21 protein-coding genes are annotated in these 24,876 nt (G+C 69.4%); 11 read left to right on the top strand and 10 right to left on the bottom strand.

Annotation, left to right across the window (positions count from 1 at the left end; genetic code table 11):
• Positions 1-5 precede the first annotated feature (5 nt).
• The 5 genes from VES41_RS20360 to VES41_RS20340 are packed head-to-tail and all read right to left on the bottom strand — an operon-like array spanning position 6 to position 7,688.
• Positions 6-2,156, bottom strand: a complete 2,151-nt coding sequence (locus VES41_RS20360; protein WP_324820810.1) for a glycosyltransferase — start codon at positions 2,154-2,156, stop codon at positions 6-8.
• Positions 2,146-3,681, bottom strand: coding sequence for an oligosaccharide flippase family protein (locus VES41_RS20355; protein WP_324820807.1), 1,536 nt, complete (start codon positions 3,679-3,681; stop codon positions 2,146-2,148). The genes VES41_RS20360 and VES41_RS20355 overlap by 11 nt, the downstream gene beginning before the upstream one ends.
• Complete coding sequence (locus tag VES41_RS20350) at positions 3,668-5,125, bottom strand: hypothetical protein (protein WP_324820805.1); 1,458 nt, start codon at positions 5,123-5,125, stop codon at positions 3,668-3,670. Before VES41_RS20350 ends, VES41_RS20355 begins: the two co-directional genes overlap by 14 nt.
• A gap of 13 nt (positions 5,126-5,138) precedes the next feature.
• On the bottom strand, positions 5,139-6,239 hold the full coding sequence (locus tag VES41_RS20345; protein ID WP_324820803.1) for a glycosyltransferase: 1,101 nt from the start codon (positions 6,237-6,239) through the stop codon (positions 5,139-5,141).
• Between the two features lie 33 nt (positions 6,240-6,272).
• Complete coding sequence (locus VES41_RS20340) at positions 6,273-7,688, bottom strand: undecaprenyl-phosphate glucose phosphotransferase (RefSeq protein ID WP_324820800.1); 1,416 nt, start codon at positions 7,686-7,688, stop codon at positions 6,273-6,275.
• Positions 7,689-8,154: 466 nt separating this feature from the next.
• On the opposite strand from VES41_RS20340, the gene VES41_RS20335 reads away from it, so the two are divergent.
• From VES41_RS20335 to VES41_RS20315, 5 genes are all read left to right on the top strand, one after another.
• Complete coding sequence (locus tag VES41_RS20335) at positions 8,155-9,186, top strand: LacI family DNA-binding transcriptional regulator (RefSeq protein WP_324820798.1); 1,032 nt, start codon at positions 8,155-8,157, stop codon at positions 9,184-9,186.
• 136 nt (positions 9,187-9,322) lie between these two features.
• Entirely contained in the window at positions 9,323-10,282 is a 960-nt protein-coding gene (locus VES41_RS20330; protein ID WP_324820795.1) for a tripartite tricarboxylate transporter substrate binding protein, read from the top strand.
• Between the two features lie 11 nt (positions 10,283-10,293).
• The gene (gene gudD, locus VES41_RS20325; RefSeq protein ID WP_324820793.1) at positions 10,294-11,625 is read left to right on the top strand and encodes a glucarate dehydratase; all 1,332 of its coding nucleotides are present in this window, start codon (positions 10,294-10,296) and stop codon (positions 11,623-11,625) included.
• Between the two features lie 46 nt (positions 11,626-11,671).
• Entirely contained in the window at positions 11,672-12,463 is a 792-nt protein-coding gene (locus VES41_RS20320; RefSeq protein ID WP_324820790.1) for an HpcH/HpaI aldolase family protein, read from the top strand.
• Positions 12,464-12,495: 32 nt separating this feature from the next.
• Positions 12,496-13,392, top strand: coding sequence for a 2-hydroxy-3-oxopropionate reductase (locus VES41_RS20315; protein ID WP_324820788.1), 897 nt, complete (start codon positions 12,496-12,498; stop codon positions 13,390-13,392).
• A 10-nt stretch (positions 13,393-13,402) separates the two neighbouring features.
• Here the strand turns inward: VES41_RS20315 and VES41_RS20310 are convergent, their stop codons facing one another.
• Positions 13,403-15,037 carry a phage tail sheath family protein gene (locus VES41_RS20310; RefSeq protein WP_324820786.1) on the bottom strand — a complete coding sequence of 545 codons (1,635 nt, stop codon included), beginning with the start codon at positions 15,035-15,037 and terminating at the stop codon, positions 13,403-13,405.
• Positions 15,038-15,225: 188 nt separating this feature from the next.
• Positions 15,226-16,080: a crotonase/enoyl-CoA hydratase family protein gene (locus VES41_RS20305; protein WP_324820784.1), complete on the bottom strand. Its 855-nt coding sequence runs from the start codon at positions 16,078-16,080 to the stop codon at positions 15,226-15,228.
• Positions 16,081-16,189: 109 nt separating this feature from the next.
• On the opposite strand from VES41_RS20305, the gene VES41_RS20300 reads away from it, so the two are divergent.
• The 5 genes from VES41_RS20300 (at position 16,190) to VES41_RS20280 (ending at position 20,035) form a co-directional block, all read left to right on the top strand.
• A complete protein-coding gene (locus tag VES41_RS20300) occupies positions 16,190-16,576 on the top strand; it encodes a DUF488 domain-containing protein (RefSeq protein WP_324820781.1) in 387 nt (128 codons plus the stop codon).
• Between the two features lie 33 nt (positions 16,577-16,609).
• Positions 16,610-17,536, top strand: coding sequence for a CoA transferase (locus VES41_RS20295; RefSeq protein WP_324820779.1), 927 nt, complete (start codon positions 16,610-16,612; stop codon positions 17,534-17,536).
• 6 nt (positions 17,537-17,542) lie between these two features.
• Entirely contained in the window at positions 17,543-18,046 is a 504-nt protein-coding gene (locus VES41_RS20290) for a hypothetical protein (protein ID WP_324820777.1), read from the top strand.
• Positions 18,043-19,416, top strand: coding sequence for a GAF domain-containing protein (locus tag VES41_RS20285; protein ID WP_324820773.1), 1,374 nt, complete (start codon positions 18,043-18,045; stop codon positions 19,414-19,416). The genes VES41_RS20290 and VES41_RS20285 overlap by 4 nt, the downstream gene beginning before the upstream one ends.
• A 205-nt stretch (positions 19,417-19,621) precedes the next feature.
• Positions 19,622-20,035 carry a hypothetical protein gene (locus VES41_RS20280; protein ID WP_324820771.1) on the top strand — a complete coding sequence of 138 codons (414 nt, stop codon included), beginning with the start codon at positions 19,622-19,624 and terminating at the stop codon, positions 20,033-20,035.
• 6 nt (positions 20,036-20,041) lie between these two features.
• On the opposite strand, the gene VES41_RS20275 is transcribed toward VES41_RS20280, so the two are convergent.
• Entirely contained in the window at positions 20,042-20,770 is a 729-nt protein-coding gene (locus tag VES41_RS20275) for a hemerythrin domain-containing protein (RefSeq protein ID WP_324820769.1), read from the bottom strand.
• 200 nt (positions 20,771-20,970) lie between these two features.
• Positions 20,971-23,379 (bottom strand): YgiQ family radical SAM protein, encoded by a 2,409-nt coding sequence (locus VES41_RS20270; RefSeq protein WP_324820767.1) that lies wholly within the window; start codon positions 23,377-23,379, stop codon positions 20,971-20,973.
• Positions 23,380-23,579: 200 nt separating this feature from the next.
• Here VES41_RS20270 and VES41_RS20265 point away from each other — a divergent pair, with 200 nt between their 5' ends.
• Complete coding sequence (locus VES41_RS20265; RefSeq protein ID WP_324820765.1) at positions 23,580-24,551, top strand: bifunctional helix-turn-helix transcriptional regulator/GNAT family N-acetyltransferase; 972 nt, start codon at positions 23,580-23,582, stop codon at positions 24,549-24,551.
• A gap of 48 nt (positions 24,552-24,599) precedes the next feature.
• Here VES41_RS20265 and VES41_RS20260 read toward each other — a convergent pair.
• On the bottom strand, positions 24,600-24,876 hold a 277-nt coding region (locus VES41_RS20260), incomplete at its 5' end, for a fimbrial protein (RefSeq protein WP_324820763.1).

Raw genomic sequence — 24,876 nt, 5'->3', positions numbered from 1 at the left:
ACCTGTCAGAAGCGCAGGATCCGCTCGGGGTCCACGCGGCCCCGGGCCCAGTCCCACAGTGCAAGCATGTTGCCGGCCAGCCGCCCGCGCCGGTCGACCCAGGGCTCCGGCCGCAGGCTGCGCAGGAGGTTCGCCGTCACGTTCCTCAGGTTGCCGTCGAGCGCCTGCCAGGCCGACATGTGGCCCTTGCGCATGATGTAGATGCGGTTGGCCACCTGCGAGTAGCCCAGGCGCTTGCCCGGGCTGCGGCCGGACTTCGTGCCCAGGTGCACGCCCCGGAGGCTCGTGTACTTGACGATGCGCCCGTGCGGGGCCAGTTGTCGGCAGAAGTCCACGTCCTCCAACCAGGCGTACAGCGGCAGCCGTTCGTCGAAGCGGTACTTGTGCTGGCGCACCGGCGCCATGCGGATCGCCATGTTGCATCCGTACGCGTTGTAGGTCGGCGTCAGCGACGGCGGCTGGGAACCGCGCCCGGCATTTGCCAGCAGCTCGACGCCTTGCTCGTATGCCAGCCCGGGGCCGAGGATCCCGTCCGCCAGAACCTGGCCCGTGGCCACGAGCACTTCCGGGCGTCCGAGGAACAGGCGCTCGGCCTCTTCGAGGAAATCGTCGGCCGGCAGGAAGTCGTCGTCGAAGAAAACGACGAGGTCCGCCTGCGTGGCGTCGATCAGCGCATTGCGCTGCGCCGGCAATCCGATCGGGCCGGACACCACGCGCGTCGGGCACGGAAAGCCCTCCAGGCAGGCGGGGTCCAGGTCCTCGGGCCGGGCCGGGCAGATCAGCAGCTCGTCGGCCTGGCGCGTCTGCCGGGCCAGGAAGCGAATGGTGTCCGCCAGCACGTCGCGGCGGCCTGCGGTGGCAATGGCAACGGCAATCTTCAGCTGCATGGATGGATACCCGGCCGTTAGGCCACTGTGATGAATCGGTTGCGGTGCGTCGCGGAGCACCGGCGCTGCGGCCCCGGCCCGTCCGGCCGGCTCGGCCGCCTCGGCCAGCGGCTCGCCCAGCACGGTGTCGAGCAGGCGGCGCGCGGCCCGCTCCCACGTGAATTGCGCGGCATGCGCGCGCCCGCGCCGCTGCATGTCCTGGCGCAGGGCGTCGTCGTCGCACAGCCGGAGGATCTGGCGCTGCCACTGCGCAGCGTCCTGCGAATCGGCCCACAGCACGGCGTCGCCGCAGACCTCGGGCAGCGCACCACAGGGCGCGGCGATGGTCGGACAGCCGAGCAGCATCGCCTCCAGCGGCGGCAGGCCGAACCCCTCGGTCGTGGACGGAAAAGCCAGCGCGCTCGCCTGCCCCAACAAGCCTGCCAGCTCCTCGTCGCTGACGAAGCCAAGAAACGCGACGTTGGGCGGAACCGCATGGCCCTGGCGCTCGAAGTCTTCGCGCCGGGCGGGCCCGAACAGCGCCAGCGTGACGCCGCGCAGCGCCTCCGACTGGAACGCCTTCAACAGCACCTGAACGTTCTTGTGCGGCTGCGTGTTGGCCAGTGCCAGCACATAACGCTTGCCCGACAGCCCGGCCGATTCCACCGTCCCCGCGTCCGGCGTGAGCCGCAGCACGTGGTCGCACCCGTTGTGGATCACCTGGATGCGCCGGGCGTCGGCCACGCCGAAGTGCGCCAGCTGCCGCCGCGAGAAATCCGACACCGTCAGCAGCGACCTGTTGCGCCTGCCAAGCCGCGGCAGCACCAGCTGGTACCAGCTGCGGAAGGCGCGCGAGTAGGACTCGGGGCTGCTGTAGACCTGCGCATCGTGGACCAGCGTGAAGGCGTTGCCATAGCCCATGGGGCCGATGTTGCACAGGCTCACGAGCGTGTCGCCCCGGGCCAGCCGGGGCAGCGCGAACTGTTCCCAGAGAACGCCCCTGAGGCGCCGGCGCAACTGGCCGACGCCGGGCGCCAGTTCGTCGGTCTCGATCTGGATATGCGACAGGCGCAGTCCTGGATCCGGCGCGCTCGGAATGATCACGCGGCACGGCATGGCGGCGGCCAGCGCCGGGTTGTTGGCCAGCACGCTGTCCAGCGCGACCAGCAGTTCGCGCGCGACGCGATAGACGCCCGAGCGACTGGTCGACGGTTGCAGGAACTTGCCGTTGATGACCAGGCCGCGGCCGGATGCCGCGCTCGGCGGAGAATCGATCGGATTACTTTGCATGGGTTCCCATCGCGCGGCCCGGGGGCCGCGTTCGCGCCTCGGCGCGGGTCCGCGCGAAGCGTGCGCGGACCTTGTCGAAGACATGCTGCTCGAGGCCCGCCGGGCGGCCGGCCAGGTGCCAGGCGACCCAGGCCGACAGCGCGAACAGCAGCAGGTAGAGCAGCCCGATGAACACGCTCCATGCCAGCAGCCCGACCAGGCCGGGCGCGGCCATCACCACGGGCTTGGTCAGCCACAACAAGGCGCCGGCCGGCAAGGTCGCCAGCAAGGGCCGCAGCAGCGTCATGAGCTGCGCCGCAAGGCTGACGGCGATCAGGCGACGCACGATGAACAGCGTGCTGACCATGCCCGCCAGCGTGGCCACCGCACTGCCCGCGATGGCACCGGGAATGCCGAACTGCGCGGCGCCGAGCCAGACGAGCGGCGCCCGGACCAGCAGTTCGATCAGCGTCCGGACGGCGACCCAGCGCGTGCGGTCGAGCGTCATGGCCAATGCGCCCATCAGCACGGTGGGCAGCGACAGCAAGGCCACCGCGCTGATCCAGCGCAGCCATTGGGCGGCCTCGTGCCAGGCCGGGCCGAGCGCCACGCGCACCATCACCTCCGGCCACAGCAGCAGCAGCCCGAGGACCGGCGCCATCACCAGCGAGATGGCATGCGAGAACTGCAGGTAGCGCGACGCACGCGCGGCGCCGGCCGACGCAAGCGCCGGCATGGCCGGGCGGCTCAGGGGCTGGAGCAAGGCCTGCATCGGGATTTCCGACACCTGCTTGCCCATGGCGTACTGGCCGAACGCCGGCGCGGTCGTGAAGCGCGGCAGCAGCAGGCGGTCGATCTGCCAGTTGAGCGCCGCGCACAGCTGCGACACGAAGTTCCAGCCGATCAGGCTCGAGAAGTAGTGCCACCGCGCGAGCGTCAGCCGCGGCCGCAGCGGCGCCATGACATAGGACATCAGCGTCGCCACAAGCGGCGCGCAGACGGTGGCCGCGGCGATCGCCCAGTAGCTGCGCGTCGTCGCCGCGATGGAAACCGAAACCACGAACGCGACTGCCTTGCCCGACAGTTCCGTCACCGCGTCGGGGCGGAAGTTGAAGGCCCGCGCAAACTCCACCATGCGCGGGCTGACCAGGCCTCGCATCGCCGGCGCCAGCGCCAGCACGGCCAGCAAGGAGACCAAACGCGGCTCGTCGTTGAAAGCCGCCAGCGGCCACGCCGCCCCGATCAGCAGCAGCGCCACCAGCAGGCCCCGCAGCAGGCTCAGCGTGAAGGCCGTGTGCAGCATGTCGGCCGTCAGTTCCGGTACCCGGATCAGGGCCGCGGCCATGGGCAGGTCGAACAGCGCCTCGATGATGAAGACTGCCGCCATGGCCATGGCCACCAGGCCGAACTCGGCCGGCCCGAGGAAGCGGGCAAGGCACAGCAGCATGGCCAGGTCGATCAGCTTGGCGGTCAGGCGCGAACCGACGGTCCAGGCGCCGGCGCCGACCGCCCGGCTGGCAAGGCTCGGCGACTCAGGTCTGGGCATGCGCGCTCCTTACCGGCAGGGCGCGCCTGCTGCTCACGCCGGCCTGCACCGCCGCGCGCTGCACACCCTTGTGCGTGATCGCCACGGCAAAGCCGTAGAAGAATGCGTTGAACAGCCCGAAATCCGGCGTCGTGCCGATCGTCAGGCTGGTGAAGAACGCCGGCAGGTACGACCAGCGGATGGCCGACAGCAATGCCTGCCCCTGCACGTCGCCCACCGTCGGCCGCCGCAGCGCCAGGCACTGGAGCACGAACAGGAAATAGCACGCCGCGCCCAGCACGCCCGCGCTGCTGGCCAGCGCCACCACGAAGTTGGACGAACGCGTGCTGCCAAGCCCGACGCCGAGCCCGTCGGTGGCCAGTAGCGCCTGCAGCGACACGCGGGTCCACATGTTGCGCTCCTCGAACGAATCGCTGTTGGACTTCTGCAGCACCATCATGTCGAACATCTCGCGCACCGGGTTGAGCAGGCGCGGCGCCGCCATGACGATGAGCGCGACGACGCAGATGGCGGCCGCGCCGAGCCAGAACTCGGTCGCCAGGCCGCGGCGCAGCGGGTGGCGCGGGCTCGTGCCGGCCATGCGCCAGCACCAGTCGGCTACCGCGGCCGCACCGAGCAGGCCGAAGCCCAGGTAGGCAGCCGACGAGGTCGACAGGAACACCATGGCGACCAGCAGGGCCATCAGACCCGGCACGACGGTCTGCCGCATGCGGCCGCGCGGCATGGCGCGACGGAAGAAATAGAGCACGGCGAGGAACCCCAGCGCCAGGCTGCCGAAGGACGAGGCCTCCGGCATCAGCCCGACCACGCGCTTGGCGTCGAGTATCTCCACGTCGGTCAGCAACGCGTAGCTGGCGGTGCGGAAGAGCTCCAGCATCGGCCCGATCGGCAGGTGCTGCGACGCCAGGTCCACCGCGCCCGTGAACACCGTCATCGCCGCCCCGAGGCACAGGGCCGCCAGCGCGTGCCGGCGCATGTCCGCCGGGCGCAGCAGGCGCGCGAAGGTGAACACCGCCAGCACCGAGATGCTGACGTACACGAGTTGCGAAAGGTTCTGCGTGGTGGGCACCAGCGGCGCGGTGTCGGACAAGGCCCCTGCCCGCACCGGCACGATGGTCACCGCGCCGGCGAAGAAGCGCGGCATGAACAAGGTGGTGACGCCGGCCACCACCCAGAACAGGAACAGCGTGAGGAGCCCGGAGGCCTTGAGCGCCGCATCGACGGTCCAGGTCAGGCCGCCCGCGCCGAGCACGTGGCGGGCGATCAGCAGCACGGCGACGATGGGCGTCGGCGTCAGCGTCAGCCCGCCGGTGATCTGCGTGGGAATGACGGCGAACGAGCCGAACGGCATGGACGCGAAGAACAGGTACAGCAACGCATGCTTGCGCTGGAACATGCACCACAGGGCGATGCTCCAGAACAATGCGATGGGGATGGCTTCCATGCTGCTGCGCCGCTCAGGCGACCATCTGCTCGTTGCCCGCGACCAGCGAGTCGATGAGTTCGGCCATTCGCGACCGGAACACCGCCGTGTCGAACGTGCGCGCGTGGGCCTGCAGCACATCCGGACGGATCGGCTCCTTGGCCGCCTCGAAGCGCTCGATCGCCTCCATCAGGCCTTCGGCGGACTGGTCGTTGAAGAACAGCCCGGTGCTGCCGTCGACCACGGTCTCCAGCGCGCCGCCCTTGGCGAAGGCGATCACGGGCCGGCCGCTGGCCATCACCTCCAGCGGCACGATGCCGAAGTCCTCCACGCCGGGGAACAGCAACGCCTTGCAATGCGCGAAGTGGTGCGCCATGGTCTTGTCGTCGACCCGGCCGAGAAACTCCACCGTCGGGCCGGCAAGGCGCTGCAGCGCGGGGCTGGCACCGCTGCCGATGACGATCAGGCGCCGCCCCATGCGGCTGCAGGCCTCCACCGCGATCTCGATCTTCTTGTAGGGGGTGATCTGGCCGGCGCACAGGTAGTAGTCGCCGGCCTGCTCTGCCGCGGCGAAGCGTGGCAGGTTCACCGGCGGGTGCACGACATGCGCCGAGCGGCGGTAGTAGCGCTCGATGCGCTGGGCGACGTACGCCGAGTTGGCAATGAAATGATCCACCCGGTGCGAGGTGCTGACGTCCCACTGGCGCAGCGACGGCGCCGTCAGCGACATCACCGCGCGCGTCAGCGGCCCGGCCGCCGCCCGGTACTGCGGGTACAGGTCCCAGATGTAGCGCATCGGCGAGTTGCAGTAGCAGATGTGCATGGCGCCCGGCGCCGGAATGACACCCTTGGCCGGGCCGGCCTCGTTGGAGATGATCAGGTCGTAGCCGGTCAGGTCGAACGACTCGAGCGCATAGGGCATCAGGGGCAGCATCTTCTGGTAGTGCCGCACGCCGCCGATCTTCTGAAGGAACGATGTGGTGATGCGATGGCGCCGCAGCTTCTCCGAGATGGCCTCCGGATCGCACACCAGCGTGAAGATGTCCGCCTGCGGATACAGGTCGCACAGCACCTCGAGGACCTTCTCGCCCCCGCGCATGCCGACGAGCCAGTAATGGACCAACGCAACCTTCATGGAAATACCTTCCCTTGCCTGCGACGCGATGCGTCAGTAGGCGTTCTTGTTGACGAAACCCTTGAACAGCGTGAGCGCGATGATCTTCAGGTCGAAGACGAGCGACCAGTTCTCGATGTAGTAGATGTCGCACTCGATGCGCTTGGACAGGTCGGTGGAGCCGCGCCAGCCGTTGACTTGCGCCCAACCCGTGATTCCAGCCTTGACCATGTGTTTCTTCATGTAGTCCGGGATCTCGTTCTTGAACTGCTCCACGAACACCGGCCGCTCGGGACGCGGCCCGACGATCGACATGTCGCCGATCAGGACGTTGAAGAACTGGGGCAGTTCGTCGAGGCTGGTCTTGCGCAGGAAGGCGCCGACACGCGTCGATCGCGATTCGCCCGGCTTGGCCCACACGGCGCCGGACTTCTGCTCCGCGTCCACCGGCATCGAGCGGAACTTGTACATCCAGAAGCGTTTGTTGTTCCAGCTCACGCGCTCCTGCCGGTAGAACACCGGCCCGGGCGAGCTGAGCTTGACCGCGATGGCGACCGCCAGCATCAGCGGCGAGATCAGCAGCAGGATCGCGAGCGACAGCAGCCGATCCTCCACCGCCTTGGTCAGGCGCGCGGCGCCTTGCAGCGGCGTCTGCTGCAGCGTGATCACCGGCAGGCCCGCCACTTCCTCGACCGAGTGGTTGAGCAGGTGCAGGCCGAACAGGTCGGGCACCAGCTTGATGTCGGCCGTCGAATGCCTGAGCTGGCTGAGGGCGAACGAGATCTTCGCCTGGTCGCGCATCGGCAATGCCAGCCAGACCAGGTCGACCGGACGCGACTCGACGTAGTCGGCCAGGTTGTCGAGCCGGCCCAGCATGGGTGCGCCGGTCAGTTCGCCGCGATCCGCGTGGGTGGAGAACCAGCCGCGCACGTTGATGCCGCACAGGTCGTCGCTGCGGATCGCGTCGACCAGGCGTTGCGCCTCGGGATTGGCGCCGACGACGACCGACTGGCGCACGTCCACCTGCCCGGCCCGCGTCCACCGCGCACGCACCGCCGCGCGCAGAAGCACCGAGCCCGTGATGCTGAACAGCATCCAGCAAGCCCACCACAGGCGCGAGGTGTCCTGTCCGTCGCGCATGGCCAGCGCATACACGGCCATCATGCAGAACATGAACGGCCACAAGGTGAGGACCTTGAGCAGTTCCGCCGCGACCGTGCGACCGCGCCAGTGGCGATAGAGAGAACTGCCGTTGAGGATGATCAACGCGAACAGCACGCCGCGGCTGATCGCATGCGCATATTCGGGGCTCAGCTGCTCTGTGCCGAACCGCGCCGCATAGGCCAGGATGCCGGCGACCACGAAGAAGACCAGATCGCCCGTGCGCAGAACCAGGCCCAGAAGAGGGTTGAGCTTTCCGAGCGCTGGCAGTGAGGACTCACGGAAGCCAGTAGCAGAACCAGACAGCATTCATTAGCTCCCGAGGATCTATTCGATTCACATGTAACCGACCGTAGCCGGGGCGTATGTCTCCTCACTTTCTCTTGGTACCGGGCAAAGGCAACTTCGATGCCAATCGACCTTTTGAATGCTTAGGGATTCATCTTTCCACTGCGCTGCGCGAGTGGCGGACCCCGTCGGCAATTCCATTAAAGAGGCCGAAATTGACAAGGAGGTGACGAATCGTAGAGGTCGCCGATGCGCTCAAATGGTCCGAAAAGCGCACCGCAACCGCGCCCGACGCCACTCTGGACGCACCGTAATTACGCATTCGGATCGGCCGAATGGCCGATGGCGCGAACATGCGGGATACCTAAGCTTTCAAACAACCACAAGTTGTTAAGCAAAACGTTGCAGACAACAAACCGGTCTGTTGTTCATTGGCCACTGGTAGCGCTGTCTCCTGTTTTTCCGGCACTCTCTACAATGCGACGCCATGTCCGACGGAGTCTTTCGCCCCCGGCGCGCCCGTCGCGGCAGCGGTGCCGTCACCCTTCACGACGTCGCCCGCATGGCCGGCGTCGCGCCGATCACGGCGTCGCGCGCAGTCAATACGCCGGCGCTGGTGTCGCCCGACGTCCTCAAGCGCGTCCAGGAAGCCATTGCCCGCACCGGCTACGTGCCCAATCGCATGGCCGGCGCGCTGGCGTCGGCGCGCAGCCGGCTGGTGGCGGCGGTGGTGCCTACCATCGCCGGCCCGGTGTTCCTTCAGACCATCGAGGCACTGACCCAGGCCCTGGCCGACGCGGGCTATCACCTGATGCTCGGACAGACGGGCTACGCCGACAACCGCGAAGGCGCCCTGCTCGAGGCGATCATCGGCCGCCGCCCCGACGGCATCGTCGTCACCGGGGTGATGCATTCGCCGTCGGCCCGCAAGCTGCTCGTGGCCTCCGGTATTCCCGTGGTCGAGACCTGGGACCTGACCCCCACGCCCATCGACATGCTGGTCGGGTTCTCACACCCCGAGGTGGGCCGGCGGGTGGCCGGGTTCTTCCATGCCAAGGGGCGCCGGCGCCTGGGCATCGTGGTGGGCGACGACGAACGGGCCGCGCGACGGCTGCAGGCGTTCCAGGGCGAGGCGCTGGCGCTCGGCCTCGACCCCGCACTGGCCGAGGTGGTGCCCGCCCCGACGACGCTGCGCAGCGGGCGCGAAGCCCTGGGCCGCCTGCTGGCGCGCGCGCCGCAGGTCGACGCGATCTTCTGCAGCTCCGACCTGCTGGCCCTGGGCGTGCTCACCGAGGCGCAGGCACGCGGCATCGACGTGCCGCGGCAGCTCGCCATCGTCGGCTTCGGCGACCTCGAATTCGCTGCCGACGTGCACCCCGCCCTGACTTCCGTGCACATCAAGGGCGCGGAGATCGGCCGCCAGGCCGCGCGCTTCATCCTGGACCGGGTGGATGGCCGCGCCGAGGGGCCGCCGGTGGTCGACATCGGCTTTTCCATCATCGAGCGCCAGACGACCTGAGCCGCGCAAGGACCGGGTAAACCCGCTATCTCCGCCCAATTCGGTAGCGCTACCATGCGTGCGTGCCTGGTAGCGCTACCAGCCGCACCTGGCCCCCATTCAATGCCGCGTGCCTGCGGCCCCCAAGGAGACCTTCATGAAGCGACTTCTGTGCACCTTCGCACTCGGCGTGGCCGCCGTCGCGGCCAACGCCCAGGCCTGGACCGACAAGCAGGTCACGCTGCTCGTCCCCTTCCCGCCCGGCGGCTCCACCGACATGGTGGCCCGCACTCTCTCGACCCAGGTGGGCGCCAAGCTCGGCACCACCATCGTGGTGGACAACAAGGCCGGCGCCACCGGTACCATCGGCGCGGCCATGGTCAAGCGCGCCGCGCCGGACGGCACCACGTTCCTGGTCACGTCCCTCGGGCCGCTGGTCATCGCGCCGCACCTGATCAAGGGCCTGCCGTACGACCCGATCAAGGATTTCGACACCATCACCGTGGCCGTGCAGGCGCCGAACCTGCTCGTCGTGCCCGAAGCCTCGCCCTTCAAGACCGTGGCCGACGTCATCGCCGCGGAAAAGAAGAACCCGGGCAAGCTGACCTTCGCCTCGTCCGGCAACGGCTCGAGCGACCACCTGACGGTGGAGCTGTTCTGGCAACAGACCGGCACCACCGGCGTTCACGTGCCCTACAAGGGCGGCGCGCCGGCCATCTCCGACCTGCTGGGTGGCCAGGTGGACGCCTCGTTCCAGAACATCAACGCCGTCATCACACACGTCAAGGCCGGCAAGCTGCGCGCCCTGGCCGTCACCGGCGACAAGCGCTCGCCCGCGCTGCCGGACGTGCCCACCATGGCCGAAGCCGGCGTCAAGGGCGTCGACGTCTATTCCTGGCAAGGAGTCGTCGCGCCCAAGGGCCTGCCGGCGGACGTGCGCAGGAAGGCGCACGACGCAATGGTCGCCGCGCTCAACCAGCCCGAGGTGCGCAAGCAGTTCGACGCGCTGGGCTTCGAGATCGTCGCCAACACGCCCGAGCAGTTCGCCGCCTTCGAGAAAAGCGAGTACGAGCGCTGGAAAAAGGTGATCGAGACCGGCAACATCACGGCCAACTGACAAGAACCCCCATGCCAACCTCCACGCCCGTCATCACGGCGCTGCGCGCCATCCCGGTCGCCGGCCGCGACAGCATGCTGCTGAACCTCAGCGGCGCGCACGCCCCGTTCTTCACCCGCAACCTGCTCGTGCTGACCGATTCGTCGGGCCGCACCGGCGTGGGCGAGGTGCCCGGCGGAGAGAAGATCCGCCAGACGCTCGACGACGCCGCCGCGCTGGTGGTGGGCCAGCCCATCGGGGCGCATCAGCGCGTGCTCCAACAGGTGCAGCGCGCCTTCGCCGACCGAGACGCCGGCGGCCGCGGCCTGCAGACCTTCGACCTGCGCACTGCCATCCATGCGGTGACCGCCATCGAGTCCGCGCTGCTCGACCTGCTCGGCCAGCACCTGGACGTGCCGGTGGCGGCCCTGCTCGGCGAAGGCCAGCAGCGCGACGCGGTGGAAATGCTCGGCTACCTGTTCTACGTGGGCGACCGCAGCAAGAGCGACCTGCCCTACGCCAGCGAACCCGGCGCCGACAATGCCTGGTCGCGCCTGCGCCACGAAGAGGCCATGACACCCGAGGCCATCGTGCGCCTGGCCGAGGCGGCGCGCGAGCGCTACGGCTTCAACGATTTCAAGCTCAAGGGCGGCGTGCTGCGCGGCGACGAGGAAGTCGACGCCGTCGTGGCGCTGCACGAGCGCTTTCCGCAAGCACGCGTGACGCTCGACCCCAACGGCGGCTGGCTGCTCAAGGACGCGATCCGGCTGGGCCAGCGCATGCGCGGCGTGGTGGCCTACGCCGAGGACCCGTGCGGAGCGGAAGATGGATTCTCGGGGCGCGAGGTCATGGCCGAGTTCCGCCGCGCCACCGGCCTGCCCACCGCCACCAACATGATCGCCACCGACTGGCGCCAGATGGTGCATGCGCTGTCGCTGCAGTCGGTCGACATCCCGCTGGCCGATCCGCACTTCTGGACCATGGCCGGCTCGGTGCGCGTGGCGCAGACCTGCCGCGACTGGGGCCTGACCTGGGGCTCGCACTCGAACAACCATTTCGACGTGTCGCTCGCCATGTTCACGCACGTGGGCGCCGCCGCGCCCGGCAAGGTCACGGCGATCGACACGCACTGGATCTGGCAGGACGGCCAGCGCCTGACGAAGGAGCCGCTGCGCATCGAAGGCGGCATGGTGCAGGTGCCCGGCAAGCCGGGCCTGGGCGTCGAGCTCGACATGGTCGAGGTCGAGAAGGCGCACCAGTTGTACAAGCAGCACGGCCTGGGGGCGCGCGACGACGCCATCGCCATGCAGGCCCTGCTGCCCGGCTGGACCTTCGACCCAAAGCGGCCCGCCTTCGTGCGCTGAACCGAACCGGCGCATCATCGCCATTCCACCCTCAGGAGAAACGTCCATGCGAGCGAACCGATTGCGCGAAATGTGGAAGGCCGACCAGGCGGCCGTGAACGGCTGGCTGGCCATACCCAACAGCTTCTCGGCCGAGACCATGGCCCATCAGGGCTGGGACACGCTCACCATCGACATGCAGCACGGGGTGATCGACTACCCGGCCATGGTCACCATGCTGCAGGCCATCTCCACCACGCCCACGGTGCCGATCGTGCGCGTGCCGTGGCTCGAGCCCGGCGTGCTCATGAAGACGCTGGACGCCGGCGCCTACGGCGTGATCTGCCCGATGGTCAACACCCGCGAGGACGCGCAGAAGCTGGTCGCCTGGACCCACTACGCCCCGCGCGGCACGCGCAGCTTCGGCCCCATCCGCGCCCTGCTCTACGGCGGCGCGGACTATCCCGCGCATGCCAACGACACCATCGTGACCTTCGCCATGATCGAGACCGCGCAGGCATTGGACAACCTCGACGACATCCTGTCGGTGGAAGGCCTGGACGCGGTCTACATCGGGCCGTCCGACCTGTCGCTGGCGCTGGGTTGCCGCCCGGTGTTCGACGACTGCGACCCGCCCGTGCAGCAGGCCATCGACCACATTCTCGAGCGCGCCCGCGCCCACGGCCTGGTGGCCGGCATCCACAATGGCGATCCGGCAGTGGCCACCGCGCGCGTGGCCAAGGGCTTTCGCTTCGTCACCGTCGGCTCCGACGCCCGCCTGATGGCGGCCGGCGCGCAGCAGGCCCTGGCACGCATGCGCGCCACGCCGGCGCCGGCGGCCGGCGGCGCCAGCTACTGAACCAACCTCCAACCCCCGACAAGGAGAACCGAATGAACATCGGCTTTATTGGCCTCGGCATCATGGGCACGCCCATGGCAATGCATCTGGTCGACGCCGGCCACCAGCTGTTCGTCAAGACGCGCAGCAAGGTGCCGGACGTCGTGGCCCAGTCGGGCGCGACGGCCTGCGCCAGCGCCGAGGAAGTGGCCCGCCAGGCCGAGGTGATCTTCCTCATGGTGCCCGACACGCCGGACGTCGAGGCGGTGCTGTTCGGCGCCCAGGGCGTGGCCGCCGGACTCGCCGGCGCCGGCGGGCCGCGCAAGGTGGTGGTGGACATGAGTTCCATCTCGCCGATTGCCACCAAGGAATTCGCGCGCCGCATCAACGAGGCCGGCGCGGACTACGTCGATGCCCCCGTCTCCGGCGGCGAAGTGGGCGCCAAGGCGGCCAGCCTGACCATCATGTGCGGCGCCGAGCCGGACGTGTTCGAGCGGGTGCGCCCGCTGCTGGAAAAGATGGGCAAGAACATCACGCTGGTCGGCGGCGTCAGCGCCGGGCAGGTGACCAAGGTCGCCAACCAGATCATCGTGGCGCTGAACATCGCGGCCGTGGGCGAGGCGCTGGTGTTCGCCTCCAAGGCCGGGGCCGATCCGGCCAAGGTGCGCCAGGCGCTCATGGGCGGCTTTGCCTCCAGCCGCATCCTGGAGGTGCACGGCGAGCGGATGATCAAGCGCACCTTCGACCCGGGCTTCCGCATCAAGCTGCACCAGAAGGACCTGAATCTCGCGCTGCAGGGGGCGAAGGAACTCGGCGTGGCCCTGCCGCAGACCTCCGGCGCCGCGCAACTGATGAATGCCTGCGCCGCCAACGGCCTGGGCGACAAGGACCACTCGGCACTGGTCCAGGCGCTGGAGCTGATGGCGAACCATCCGGTCGCCAAGGGCTGAAGGCCCGGGCTCAGGCGTCCGGGCGCCGCCCGTGCAGGCCGATCCGGATGATCACGAATTCGGCCGGCTTCACGGGCGCGAAGCCCACCAGGATGACGAGCCTGCCGGCATCGATGTCGGCCTGGGTCATGGTCGTGGCATCGCACCGCACGAACCAGGCTTCCGCCGCGCTGCCGCCCTGGAACGCGCCCTGGCGGAACAGGTCCTGCATGAATGCGCCGACGGCCTGGCGCAGCCGGGCCCACAGCGCCTCGCCACCGGGCTCCAGCGTCGCCCAGCGCGTGCCCTGCTCGATGCTCTGCTCCAGGAACAGCGCCAGTCGCCGCACGGGCAGGTATTTGTAGTCGTCGGCCAGTTCGTCGGCGCCGCGCAGGGTGCGCGCGCCCCAGATCACCCGGTCGCCGGCGCCCAGGATGCGCAGGCAGTTCACGCCGACCTCGCCGAGCCTGTCGCTCTCGCTGTCGCCCAGCTCGATCTGCAGGTCCTGCACGCCGGCCAGCACGGCCTCCATGCCGGCCGGCGCCTTCCACACCCCGACGCGCGCATCGGTGCGGGCAATGACGCCCGCCACCGCGCCGCTCGGTACGAAGGTGTCCACGCGGTCCTCGCGCAGCGGATCGACCTGGCGCAGGCAGGGAAAGTAGAGCGCCGCATTGCGCATCTGCGCGCCGCCCGAGCGCAGCGCCGCGCAGCTGTCGATGGTGCGCACCACCGAACGCCCGGCGGAGGCGCTCCAGCGCGGATCGGGGTCCACCAGCAGAATCGCGCGCCGCTGCACGCACAGGGCGAGCGCGGCTTCCAGCACGGGCAGCGGCACCGGCGCGTAGTCCGATGGCAGGGTGTTGGCGTCGCGCACCGGCGGCGGGATGCACAGCAGGTTGAACGCGGTACCCGCGCGTGCCAGCGCATGCAGGCCGGTCCCGGCGGCCGGGTCGCCCAGCAGGTCCGCCTCCTCCAGGGCGCCGCCGTCGGATCCGGAGCCGGCGTCGGCGCGCAGCCAGGCGACCTCGCGGCGGCCGTCCAGCCGGCGCACGGTGCTGGCCGGCCGCTGGGCCGGCATGCGCCCGCGCACCTGCACCAGCGTGGACTCGCGCGCCAGTACGTCGGGCAGGTACCGCTCGTCCCCAGGCGCGGTCGAGACTGCGTGGAACACTTCCTCCACGGCATCGCCGGCGGCGCGTTGCCAGCGCAGGTGCAGGTCGAATCGCGGCCCGCGCCTGGATGGCGCCGGCCCGGGCCCCGGTACGGCGCGGCCGGGCTCGTGCTCGATGGCGGCGCTCAGCCCCAGGCCCCAGGCGCCGGCGCTGCGTGCCTGCAGCACCAGCGATTCGACGCGGTGCCCATTGCACGGGAGCGTGACGGTGGCCGCCCGCGCGTCGGCATGCGCGAGGCGCAACACCACGGCACGGGTTCCGCCGTTGCGGAAGAAATCGCGCACCGCGTAGGCCATGGTGCAGTCGACATGCAGGCCCCCGAACAGGAGCTCGAAGGCGGCGAAGTCGCCCAGGGCGACAGGCTGGTTCAGCGGGCCCAGCGCGGCGCGGCCGACGAAGGCGGTGACGGCTGTCGGCGCGGCTTCGATCGTGTCCGCTGGCTGGCGCACTTCCTCGACGTAGACGCCCGGGTGAGCCGGTGCCCATGGCATGGAGAGTCTTCCCTTTTTCTGGGCCGGCAACCGGCTGGCATCCGGCCGCACCAGCGCGTCCGGTGCCGCGAAGTCTGCGCCGGGCGCCGCGTGGGCCGATATCAGCCAGAAGTACACACGGCCGGCCAAAAGCCATAGGCAGTCCGCGCCCGGACCGCCGGCACGATGCCGCCCCGCCCCGTCCCGTCCTAGTGCGGCGCGGCGCCGGCCGGTGCGAACCGTGGCGCGCGCTTTTCCATGTTGGCGCGAACCGCCTCGGCCTGGTTGGGGCTGCCGATGAGCGCCTTCTGCTCGACCGATTCGCGCAGCAGCAGGCCGGCGGCATCCAGGCTGGCCGCGGCGGCCAGAAGGCGCTTGCCGGCACGGATGGCGTCCGGGCTGCGCTGCGCGATCGCGGCGGCCATCTGCAAGGCCTCCGCCCGCGGGTCGGGCGACACGCGGGTGCCCAGGCCGATGCGCACCGCCTCCTCGGCCCCGACGATGCGTCCGCTGAAGGTCAGCTCGCGCATCACGTCGTCGCGCAGCAGGCCGCGCATCAGCACCATGCCGCCCATGTCCGGCACCAGGCCCCACTTGATCTCCATGACGGACATCTGCGCGTCCGGCGCCAACAGGCGGAAGTCGGCGCCCAGCGCCACCTGCAGGCCGCCGCCGAAGGCCGCGCCGTGCACCGCCGCGATCACCGGCACCGGCACGTCGCGCCAGACCATGGCGACCTGCTGCGCGGCATTGGACATGCCGTGCGTGCGCACCAGGATGTCGGCAGCGCGCGTCGATTCTCCCAGCAGCCCGGCCGCGCCGGCGGCATCGTCCGCCATGCGTGCGAACGACTGCATGTCGAGCCCCGCGCAGAACGCCTTGCCCTGGCCGGAAATGACCACGGCGCGCACGTCGCCGTCGGACTTGAGCCGCTCCCCGGCCTCGATCAGCCCGTCGAACATGGCTGGGTCGAGCGCGTTCATCTTCTCCGGGCGGGCCAGCTGCAGCTCCACCACGCCGTCGGCATGCTGCGTTCGTTCGATACGGGTATTGGCGGTAGGCATGGTGGCGGGTCTCCTGTCGAATGCGGATCGCGAGTATCGTCGCCCCCGCGGCGCCGCCGGATCACCAAGGCGACCCGCGCCGCATCATCGACTCAGGAAACGCAGCGTCATGCCCATCCGAATCGTCCGCCTGGGAAGCCCGCGCGCGCCAGGCGAAGGCCTGCGCATCGGCACGGTACGCCGGCCGCCGCGCGGGGTGCCCAAGTCGCAGTTCGCCGCCCAGGACTACTACGACGTCTGGTACCCCAACCTCGCGCCATCCGCACAGGCCGTCAAGCAGGCCCAGGCGGCCGCCACGCCGGCTGAATGGAAGGCCTTCGTGCGCGCCTACCGCCGCGAGATGGGCGAGCCGGACGCCAGCCACAGCCTGGACCTGCTGGCCGCCCTGTCGCACCAGGCGGCCTTGTCGGTCGGCTGCTATTGCGAGGACGAGTCGCATTGCCACCGCTCGGTCCTGCGCGAGCTGCTTGCCGAGCGTGGCGCGGAGATTGCATAGTCCGCGCGCGTGCAAAGGCTGCAGAATCGTCCGATGCCTTCCTCATCCCCCGACTCCCGCCCCGGCGTTCTGGCCGGCATCCACGTCCTGAGCCTGGCGTTGAACCTGCCCGGCCCGGCCGCGCTGATGCGCTGCCGCCGCATGGGCGCGCGCTGCACCAAACTGGAGGCGCCCGCCCCTGCCGGCATGTCCGGCAGCGACCCGATGCACAGCTACAACCCGCGCGCCTATGCCGAGATGCACGATGGCGTCGAAGTGGTCCGCGCCAACCTCAAGACGCCCGAAGGCCAGGCCAGCCTGCACGAACTGCTGGCCGGCACCGACGTGCTGCTGACCTCGTTCCGTCCCTCCGCGTCCGCGAAGCTCGGCGTGGACTGGGCAGCCCTGGGCGAACGCCACCCCCGCCTGTCGCTGGTCGAGATCGTCGGCGCACCCGGCGCGCGCGCCGACGAGCCCGGGCACGACCTGACCTACCAGGCCGAGTCCGGGCTGGTCACGGGCCTCGCGCTGCCGCCTTCGCTGTTTGCCGACATGGCCGGCTCGGTCATGGCCAGCGAGGCGGTGCTGCAGGCGCTGCTGCAGCGCGCCGCCACCGGCCGCGGAGTGCACCTGCAGGTGGCCCTGTCCGAGGCCGCGGACTACCTGGCGCTGCCGCACACGTGGGGCCTGACCCGCCCGAGCGGCGCCGTCGGCGGCGCACATGCGGGCTACCGCGTCTATCCCTGCGCCGACGGGCGCGTGGCAATCGCGGCGCTGGAGCCGCATTTCGCCATGCGCCTGTGCGAGGCCGCCGGCGTGCCGGCCGAGCCGGGCCGCGAACCCATGTTCGACGCGGCCACCCACGCCGCCGTGGCCGCCTTCCTCGGCGGGCGCACCCGCGCCGAAGTCGACGCGCTGGCGCGCAGCCGGGACATTCCCCTGCACACCCTGCCGCCGGCAGAAGACGACGCCGCCGCCTGACCCGACATGCCACCGCCACCTCTGCTCACGCCCGAACTGGTCGGCATGATCGACAAGGGGGTGTCCACCATCGTGGCCTCCTGCGATGCGGCGCAGCGGCCCAGCTTGATGCGCGCGGTGGGCAGCGGCATTACGCCCGACGGCGGCGAGATCACCGTCTTCCTGGCGCGCAGCCAGTCGCGGCAATTGCTGCAGGACATGGCGTCCAGCGGCCGGATCGCGGTCGTGTTCAGCTCGCCGAGCACCCATCGCACGGTGCAGGTCAAGGCGCACGGCGTCACCGGCCGGCCCGCCGGCCCCGACGACCTGCCTCTGCTGTCGCGCTACATGCAGGCGATGGAGTGGGAGATCTGCTCGATCGGCTACAAGGCGCAGGTGGTGCGCACCATGCTGGCCTTCGAGCTGGACGACCTGGTGGCCATCAGCTTCCGGCCGGAAGCCGCGTTCGACCAGACGCCCGGCCCGAAGGCAGGCGCCGCCTTGCCGCCGTTGCCCGGCGCCGCGCCATGACCGACGAAAGCGCGGGCGCCACGCTGCAGTCGATCCGCGCCTGCTTCGACGGCGCGATCCCGGCCATGATGGCCACCTGCGCCGCGGACGGCACGCCGAACGTGGCGTATCTCTCGCAGGTCTACTACGTCGACGCGCGCCACGTGGCGCTGTCGTTCCAGTTCTTCAACAAGACCCGGGCCAACATCCTGGCCCACCCCTTCGGCACGGTGCTGGTGATGGATCCGATCACCATCGGCTTCTACCGGCTGCACCTGCGCTACCTGCGCACCGAGACGAGCGGGCCCCTTTTCGAAGGCATGAAGGCGCAGCTGGCGGGCATCGCCTCGTACAGCGGAATGGCCGACGTGTTCCGCCTGCTGGGCTCGGACGTCTACGAGGTGCTGCGCATCGACAGCGTGCCGGGCGCACGGCTGCCCGAGCCGGCGCCGCGGCTGGACCGGCTGGCCGGCCTGCGCCGCATGGCCGAGCGGCTGTCGCGCTGCACCGCTACCGATGAGGCACTGCAGGCGGCGTTGGCAGAACTGGGCCAGCAGATGGACGTGCGCCATGCGATGGTGCTGATGCACGACGCGGCCACGCAGCGCCTGTACACGGTGGCCAGTTGCGGCTATGCGCAGTCGGGCATCGGCGCCGAGATCGAGATGGGTCACGGCGTGATCGGCGTGGCGGCGCGCGAGCGCACGCCGGTGCGCATCAGCCACATGACGCACGCCGCCAGCTACAGCCACGCGGTCAGGGCCAGCATGCAGGAGATCGAGCCCGGGCTGTGCCTGCAGACCGACATCGCGTTCCCGGGACTGGCGCAGCCGCGCAGCCAGCTGGCGGTGCCGCTGCTGTCGTCCAACCGCCTGCTGGGCGTGCTGTTCGTCGAAAGCGAAGAAGACCTGCGCTTCGGCTTCGCCGACGAGGACGCGCTGGTGGCCGCCGCCGGGCAGTTGGGTGCCACGCTGGAACTCCTGCAGCAGACCGATGCCGGGCCGGACGCCGACACCGCGGCGCCGGCAAAGGCGGCGCCCGCGCCGCCGCGCGTGCCGGCCGGCCCGCCCCTGCTGGTGCGGCACTACGACGCCAACGACAGCATCTTCATCGACCAGAACTACCTCATCAAGGGCGTGGCCGGCGCCATTCTCTGGAAGCTGCTGCGCGAATACACGCAGGAAGGGCGCAGCGAATTCAGCAACCGCGAGTTGCGCCTGGACCCTGCCATCGGCCTGCCGGACGTGGCCGACAACCTCGAGGCGCGCCTGGTGCTGCTGCAGCGTCGGCTGCAGGAAACGCGGCCCGGGCTGGCGATAGAAAAGACTGGCCGCGGGCGCTTCAGGCTCAGCGTGGAACGGCCCGTCAAGCTCGCGGAAATCGCCGCCTGAGGCGTTTCGGCGCCCCCTTCGATCGCGCCTATTCCCGAGCCTTTTGCAGGGGCTTCGGAAGAACTAATCCTAAGGAATTAATTCAATTAAATCGAAGGATTTAAGTTGAACACCGCGTCTATTAACAAGCGATGAATACGTTGAATTGTCGTGATGTTGCGACTTGAAACATTTATCCTTGGCGGTACCAGACAGGAATTTCCAGATGACTTCTTTGCGCGAAGAATGCATCCAGGCCGTACGCGAGCACGAGGCGGCCTACGTTGCCGACAAGCTCGCCTACATCGACCTGAATCGTCGCAGCAAGGACTTCTGGGCGTTGCAGCCGGTCAAGTCCTGGCCGACCACGCCCGACTTTGCCGCGTGGGCGCGAGCCCGGCAGCGCCTGCTCACCGCCGAACAGAAAGTGCACGCGCTGCTGCGTGCGCGCTGCGAGCGGGCCGTGGCGCAACGCCTGCAGCGGCAGAAGGCACGCGAACTGGCGTGCCGCCCCTACCTGGAGCAGTTGCCCGCCGAGACCGTGCCGGACGACCTGGCGCCGTTGAGCAACTTCCTGACGCTCGGCCACTTCGAGCCGCCCACGCTGGCGCCGTTCCTGCGCGTGCAGCCGGCGCACTGAAGCCGCTCAGGCGGCCGGGGCCAACGCGAGCGCGGCGGCCAGCTTTTCCCATTCGCGCGCATCGAGGTGCGGCCGGGCGACCGCGAGCACGGCCGCGAATGCCGGCGCCGGCGCATGCATCCGCATGCCGCCGAGCAGGCCCGCCCGCTCGCCGGGATTCATGAACGGCACCATCCAGCGCATGACCTGCATCATCTCCTCGGGTGCGATGGAAGCGACCAGCGCACCATGCAGGGCCATGAGTTCAGCGTCGCTGTAGTTCGCCCACAGGACTTCGTTGTGCCGGGTTTCCTCGACGTGCATGTGCTCGAAGTTGTGGGCGACGAAAAGCGCAAGCCGCTGGTACAGCGCGTGGGCGGCCGCGTCGCGTTGCGCGGCGTCCGTGTCGAGCAGCGCGCGGCCCTGGCCGGCAAGGGCCTCGATCTCGGCGACGTGCCCTTCATGGTCCTCGCCGATTGCTTCGCTGGAGCCCGGCGCGCAGGCCTCCATCGCGGGATGGACGAACGCGTTCTCGTGCTGCAGGTGCGAGCGCATCAGGTCGAGCATCTGCAGCATGCGCTGCATGGTCTGCGCCAGTTCCAGCGCATCGTGTGCATCCATGCGGCCCACGGCCGTGAGGGTGTCCGACAGCAGCGCGCGCAGCGCCTTGTGGATGCCGGCGTAGAGGTTCTCGCGTGGGACGGCGAGCGTGGCGGCGTTCCGGACTTCGGCCAGTTCGCGGGAATCTTGCTTCATGAGGGTCCTTCCGACTTCTTTCTGCCTGTGTAGTGGCGTCTGCATCGACAAAGCGCCCCGTGCGCTCGCCGATGGAGATGAAGTCTAGGAACGGGCCCGTCGCCGCGTCTTTAAGAAACGCTTAGGAAAATACGAACAAATTCTTAAATGCGCGCATGCGCCGCGAAAAGCGCGCCGGCCCTCCTCCACATGGAGGAGATTCAGCGGCGCTTGCCGGTGCTGCGCGCTGCGGTGCCGCTGCCTTGCGGCGGCTTGCGCGCCGGGCCTCGTGCGCTGCCGGTGTCGCGCGGGGGCAAGCCGGTGTGCTGGGTCAGCAGGCGGCCCTTGCGCGGCTGGGCGCCAGTGGCCTTGTTGTCGCGGGTCGCGTCGGCCGCGACACTGGAGTTCTTGCGGCGCGCACTCTGGTAGCTGCCGTCGGTCAGCGGCTGCCAGGTCGGGATCAGGTGCTGCTTGCCGTTGCCGATCAGGTCGGCACGCCCCATGGCCTTGAGCGCCTCGCGCAGCACCGGCCAGTTGTTGGCGTCGTGATAGCGCAGGAAGGCCTTGTGCAGGCGCCGGCGACGCTCGCCACGGACGATGTCGACCGATTCGCTGTCGCGCGTGATCTTGCGCAGCGGATTGCGGTTGCTGTGGTACATGGCCGTGGCGGTGGCCATGGGCGACGGGTAGAAGGTCTGGACCTGGTCTGCCCGGAAGCCGTTCTTCTTGAGCCACAGCGCCAGGTTCATCATGTCCTCGTCGCTGGTGCCCGGGTGCGCGGCGATGAAGTACGGAATGAGGTATTGCTTCTTGCCGGCCTCCTCGCTGTACTTCTCGAACATGCGCTTGAACTTGTCATAGCTGCCGATGCCCGGCTTCATCATCTTCGTCAGCGGGCCCTGCTCGGTGTGCTCGGGCGCGATCTTGAGGTAGCCGCCGACGTGGTGCTGCACCAGTTCCTTGACGTACTCGGGGCTTTGCACCGCCAGGTCGTAGCGCAGGCCGGAGCCGATCAGGATCTTCTTGATGCCCTTGAGCGCGCGCGCCCGGCGGTAGATCCTGATCAGGGGATCGTGGCTGGTGGCAAGGTTCTGGCAGATGCCCGGATAGACGCAGCTGGGCTTGCGGCACGCCGCCTCGATCTCGGGCGACTTGCAGCCGATGCGGTACATGTTGGCGGTCGGCCCGCCGAGGTCGGAGATGGTGCCGGTGAAGCCCTTGACCTTGTCGCGGATCTCCTCGACCTCTCGGATGATCGACTCCTCGGAGCGGCTCTGGATGATGCGGCCTTCGTGCTCGGTGATCGAGCAGAAGGTGCAGCCGCCGAAGCAGCCGCGCATGATGTTCACCGAGAAGCGGATCATCTCCCAGGCGGGGATCTTGGTCTGCCCGTCGTGGCCGCCCTGCTCGTCGGCATAGCGCGGATGCGGGCTGCGCGCGTACGGCAGGTCGAACACGTGGTCCATCTCGGCCGTGGTGAGCGGGATCGGCGGCGGGGTGATCCACACGTCGCGCGCCGTCACGCCCTCGCCGTGCGCCTGCACCAGCGCACGGGCGTTGCCGGGATTGGTCTCGAGATGCAGCACGCGGTTGGCGTGCGCATAGAGCACCGGGTCGGCGCGCACCTGCTCGAACGACGGCAGCCGGATCACCGAGCGGTCGCGCGGTGGCACCTTGTGGGTGCCCTTGCCGCGCAGCGCGGGGTTGGGCACGAACTGCAGGGGCTGCACCGCCATGCCGGCGGCAAGGGCCTTGTCGCCCGGCTGCGCGTTCGCCGCATCGGCCACGGCCTGCGCCTCGTCGTCGCGCGCGCAAGTGGCGCCGGCCGCGCGGGCCTGCTCCGACACCAGCAGGTACGGATTGACGTGCGCATCGACGCGCCCGGGTGCGTCGACGTCGGTCGAATCGATCTCGAACCAGCCCCCGGGCGTGTCGCGCCGCACGAAGGCGGTGCCGCGCACGTCGGTGATCGCATGCACCGGCTCGCGCGCGGCCAGCCGGTGCGCCACCTCGACGATGGCGCGCTCGGCGTTGCCGTAGAGCAGCAGGTCGCATTTCGAATCGACGACGATCGAGCGGCGCACCTTGTCCTGCCAGTAGTCGTAGTGGGCGATACGGCGCAGCGATCCCTCGATGCCGCCGAGCACGATCGGCACGTCGTTCCAGGCCTCGCGGCAGCGCTGCGAATAGACGACGGCGGCGCGGTCGGGCCGCGCACCGCCGACGTTGCCGGGCGTGTAGGCGTCGTCGCTGCGGATCTTCCGGTCGGCCGTGTACCGGTTGATCATCGAATCCATGTTGCCGGCGGTCACGCCGAAGAACAGGTTGGGCTTGCCCAGCGCCTTGAACGGCTCGGCGCTGTGCCAGTCGGGCTGCGCGATGATGCCGACCCGAAAGCCCTGCGCCTCCAGCATGCGGCCGATCACCGCCATGCCGAAGCTGGGGTGGTCCACGTAGGCGTCGCCGCTGATGATGACGACGTCGCAGCTGTCCCAGCCGAGCGCATCCATCTCGGCCCGCGTGGTGGGCAGGAACTTTGCCGTGCCGAAGCGCGCCGCCCAGTACTTTCGGTAGCTGGTCAGCGGCTTGGCGTCGCGTGCAAAGAAGGAGACGTCGAGCGGGGCGTTCATGGATGAGGGGAAAGGCTGCGGCGCGCCGGTACTGCAGGCAAGGAGGTACGACACGGGTACCGAAGGCGCGCGCCGCGAATGGGCAACCCCTGATTTTAAGGTTTTGCACCGTCCTTGTCCCGTGAAGGCCATTCCTCCTGGCCAGCACCGGCAAGCCATTTATTTGCTTTTGGCAAGTACTTTATATGACAATGGCAAGCATGAATGCCATCGTCGCCGAACCCGCCGCCGTCGCCCCGCCCGCCCCTGCCGATCCGGCGGTCAAGGCCATGCGGCGCTTCAACCGCTTCTACACCCGCGAGATCGGCGTGCTCGAACCGTACCTGGGCAGTTCCCTGTCGCTCACCGAGGTGCGGGTGCTGTACGAACTGGCGCACCGCCAGGACCTCGTCGCCAACGACCTGGTGCGCGAACTGGGCCTGGACGCCGGCTACATCAGCCGCCTGATCGGCCGCTTCGAGCAGCGCGGCTGGGTGCAGCGCAGCACCCACGCCGGCGACGGCCGGCAAAGCGTGCTGGCGTTGACGGCGGCCGGCCGCGACACCTTCGAGCCGCTGCAGCAGAAGTCGCGCGAGCAGACCGCCGCCCAGCTTGCCCACCTGGCGGCGCCTGAACGCCAGCGGCTGGTGCAGGCCATGGAGACCATGCAGACGCTGCTGGCGCCGCCGGCGGCCGGCGCCGCTGCCGCGACGCGCACGGTGGTGCTGCGCGACCCTGTGCCGGGCGACATCGGCTGGGTGGTGCAGCAGCACGGCGAGCTGTATGCGCGCGAGTACGGGTGGAACATGGACTTCGAAGCGCTGGTGGCCGACATCGCTGCGCGGTTCGTGCGCAAGTTCCAGCCCGACTGGGAAAAGTGCTGGATCGCCGAACTCGAAGGCGAGCGCGTCGGGTCGGTCTTCCTGGCACGCAAGTCGGCCACCACCGCGCAGCTGCGCCTGCTGCTGCTGGCGCCCAACGCGCGCGGCCTCGGCCTCGGCGGCCGGCTGACCGACGAATGCATCGCCTATGCCCGCGCCAGGGGATACCGCAAGATCGTGCTGTGGACCAACAGCGTGCTGGCCGCCGCGAGGCACATCTATGCTGCGCGCGGCTTCACGCTCGAAAAGGCCGAGCCGTACGAGGGCTTCGGCAGGCAGCTGGTCGGGGAAACCTGGTCGCTGCGGCTGTGACGCAGATGCGCGGCAGGCTCGGCGCGGCCACGCCCAGGTTTCCTATGGTCAGTTGTACGAGATATTGACCAGCGAACGCGCCTGAACGGACCCTGGGGTGACGCTCGAGCCGGTCTGGACGTACTGTGCGCTGAAGGGGATCTGTTTGAGGGCTGCGGTGGCGGCGGTGTTCTGCAGTGCCAGCTCGGTGCCGCCGCTGTGGAAGGCCTCGTTGGGCGAGAGGGCCACGGGCGTGCCCTCGACCATCAGGCGCACGCCCACGCCGGTGGCCGTGGAGCCGCCCAGCAGCTTGAGCGTGTCGCCTGCGTTGGCCGGGTCGGTCGCG

The sequence above is a fragment of the Variovorax sp. genome (assembly GCF_035634955.1).
Classification (GTDB): Bacteria; Pseudomonadota; Gammaproteobacteria; order Burkholderiales; family Burkholderiaceae_C; genus Variovorax.
The sequence above is the reverse complement of the archived record's forward strand: the minus strand, read 5'-3'. Positions and strand labels throughout refer to the sequence as shown.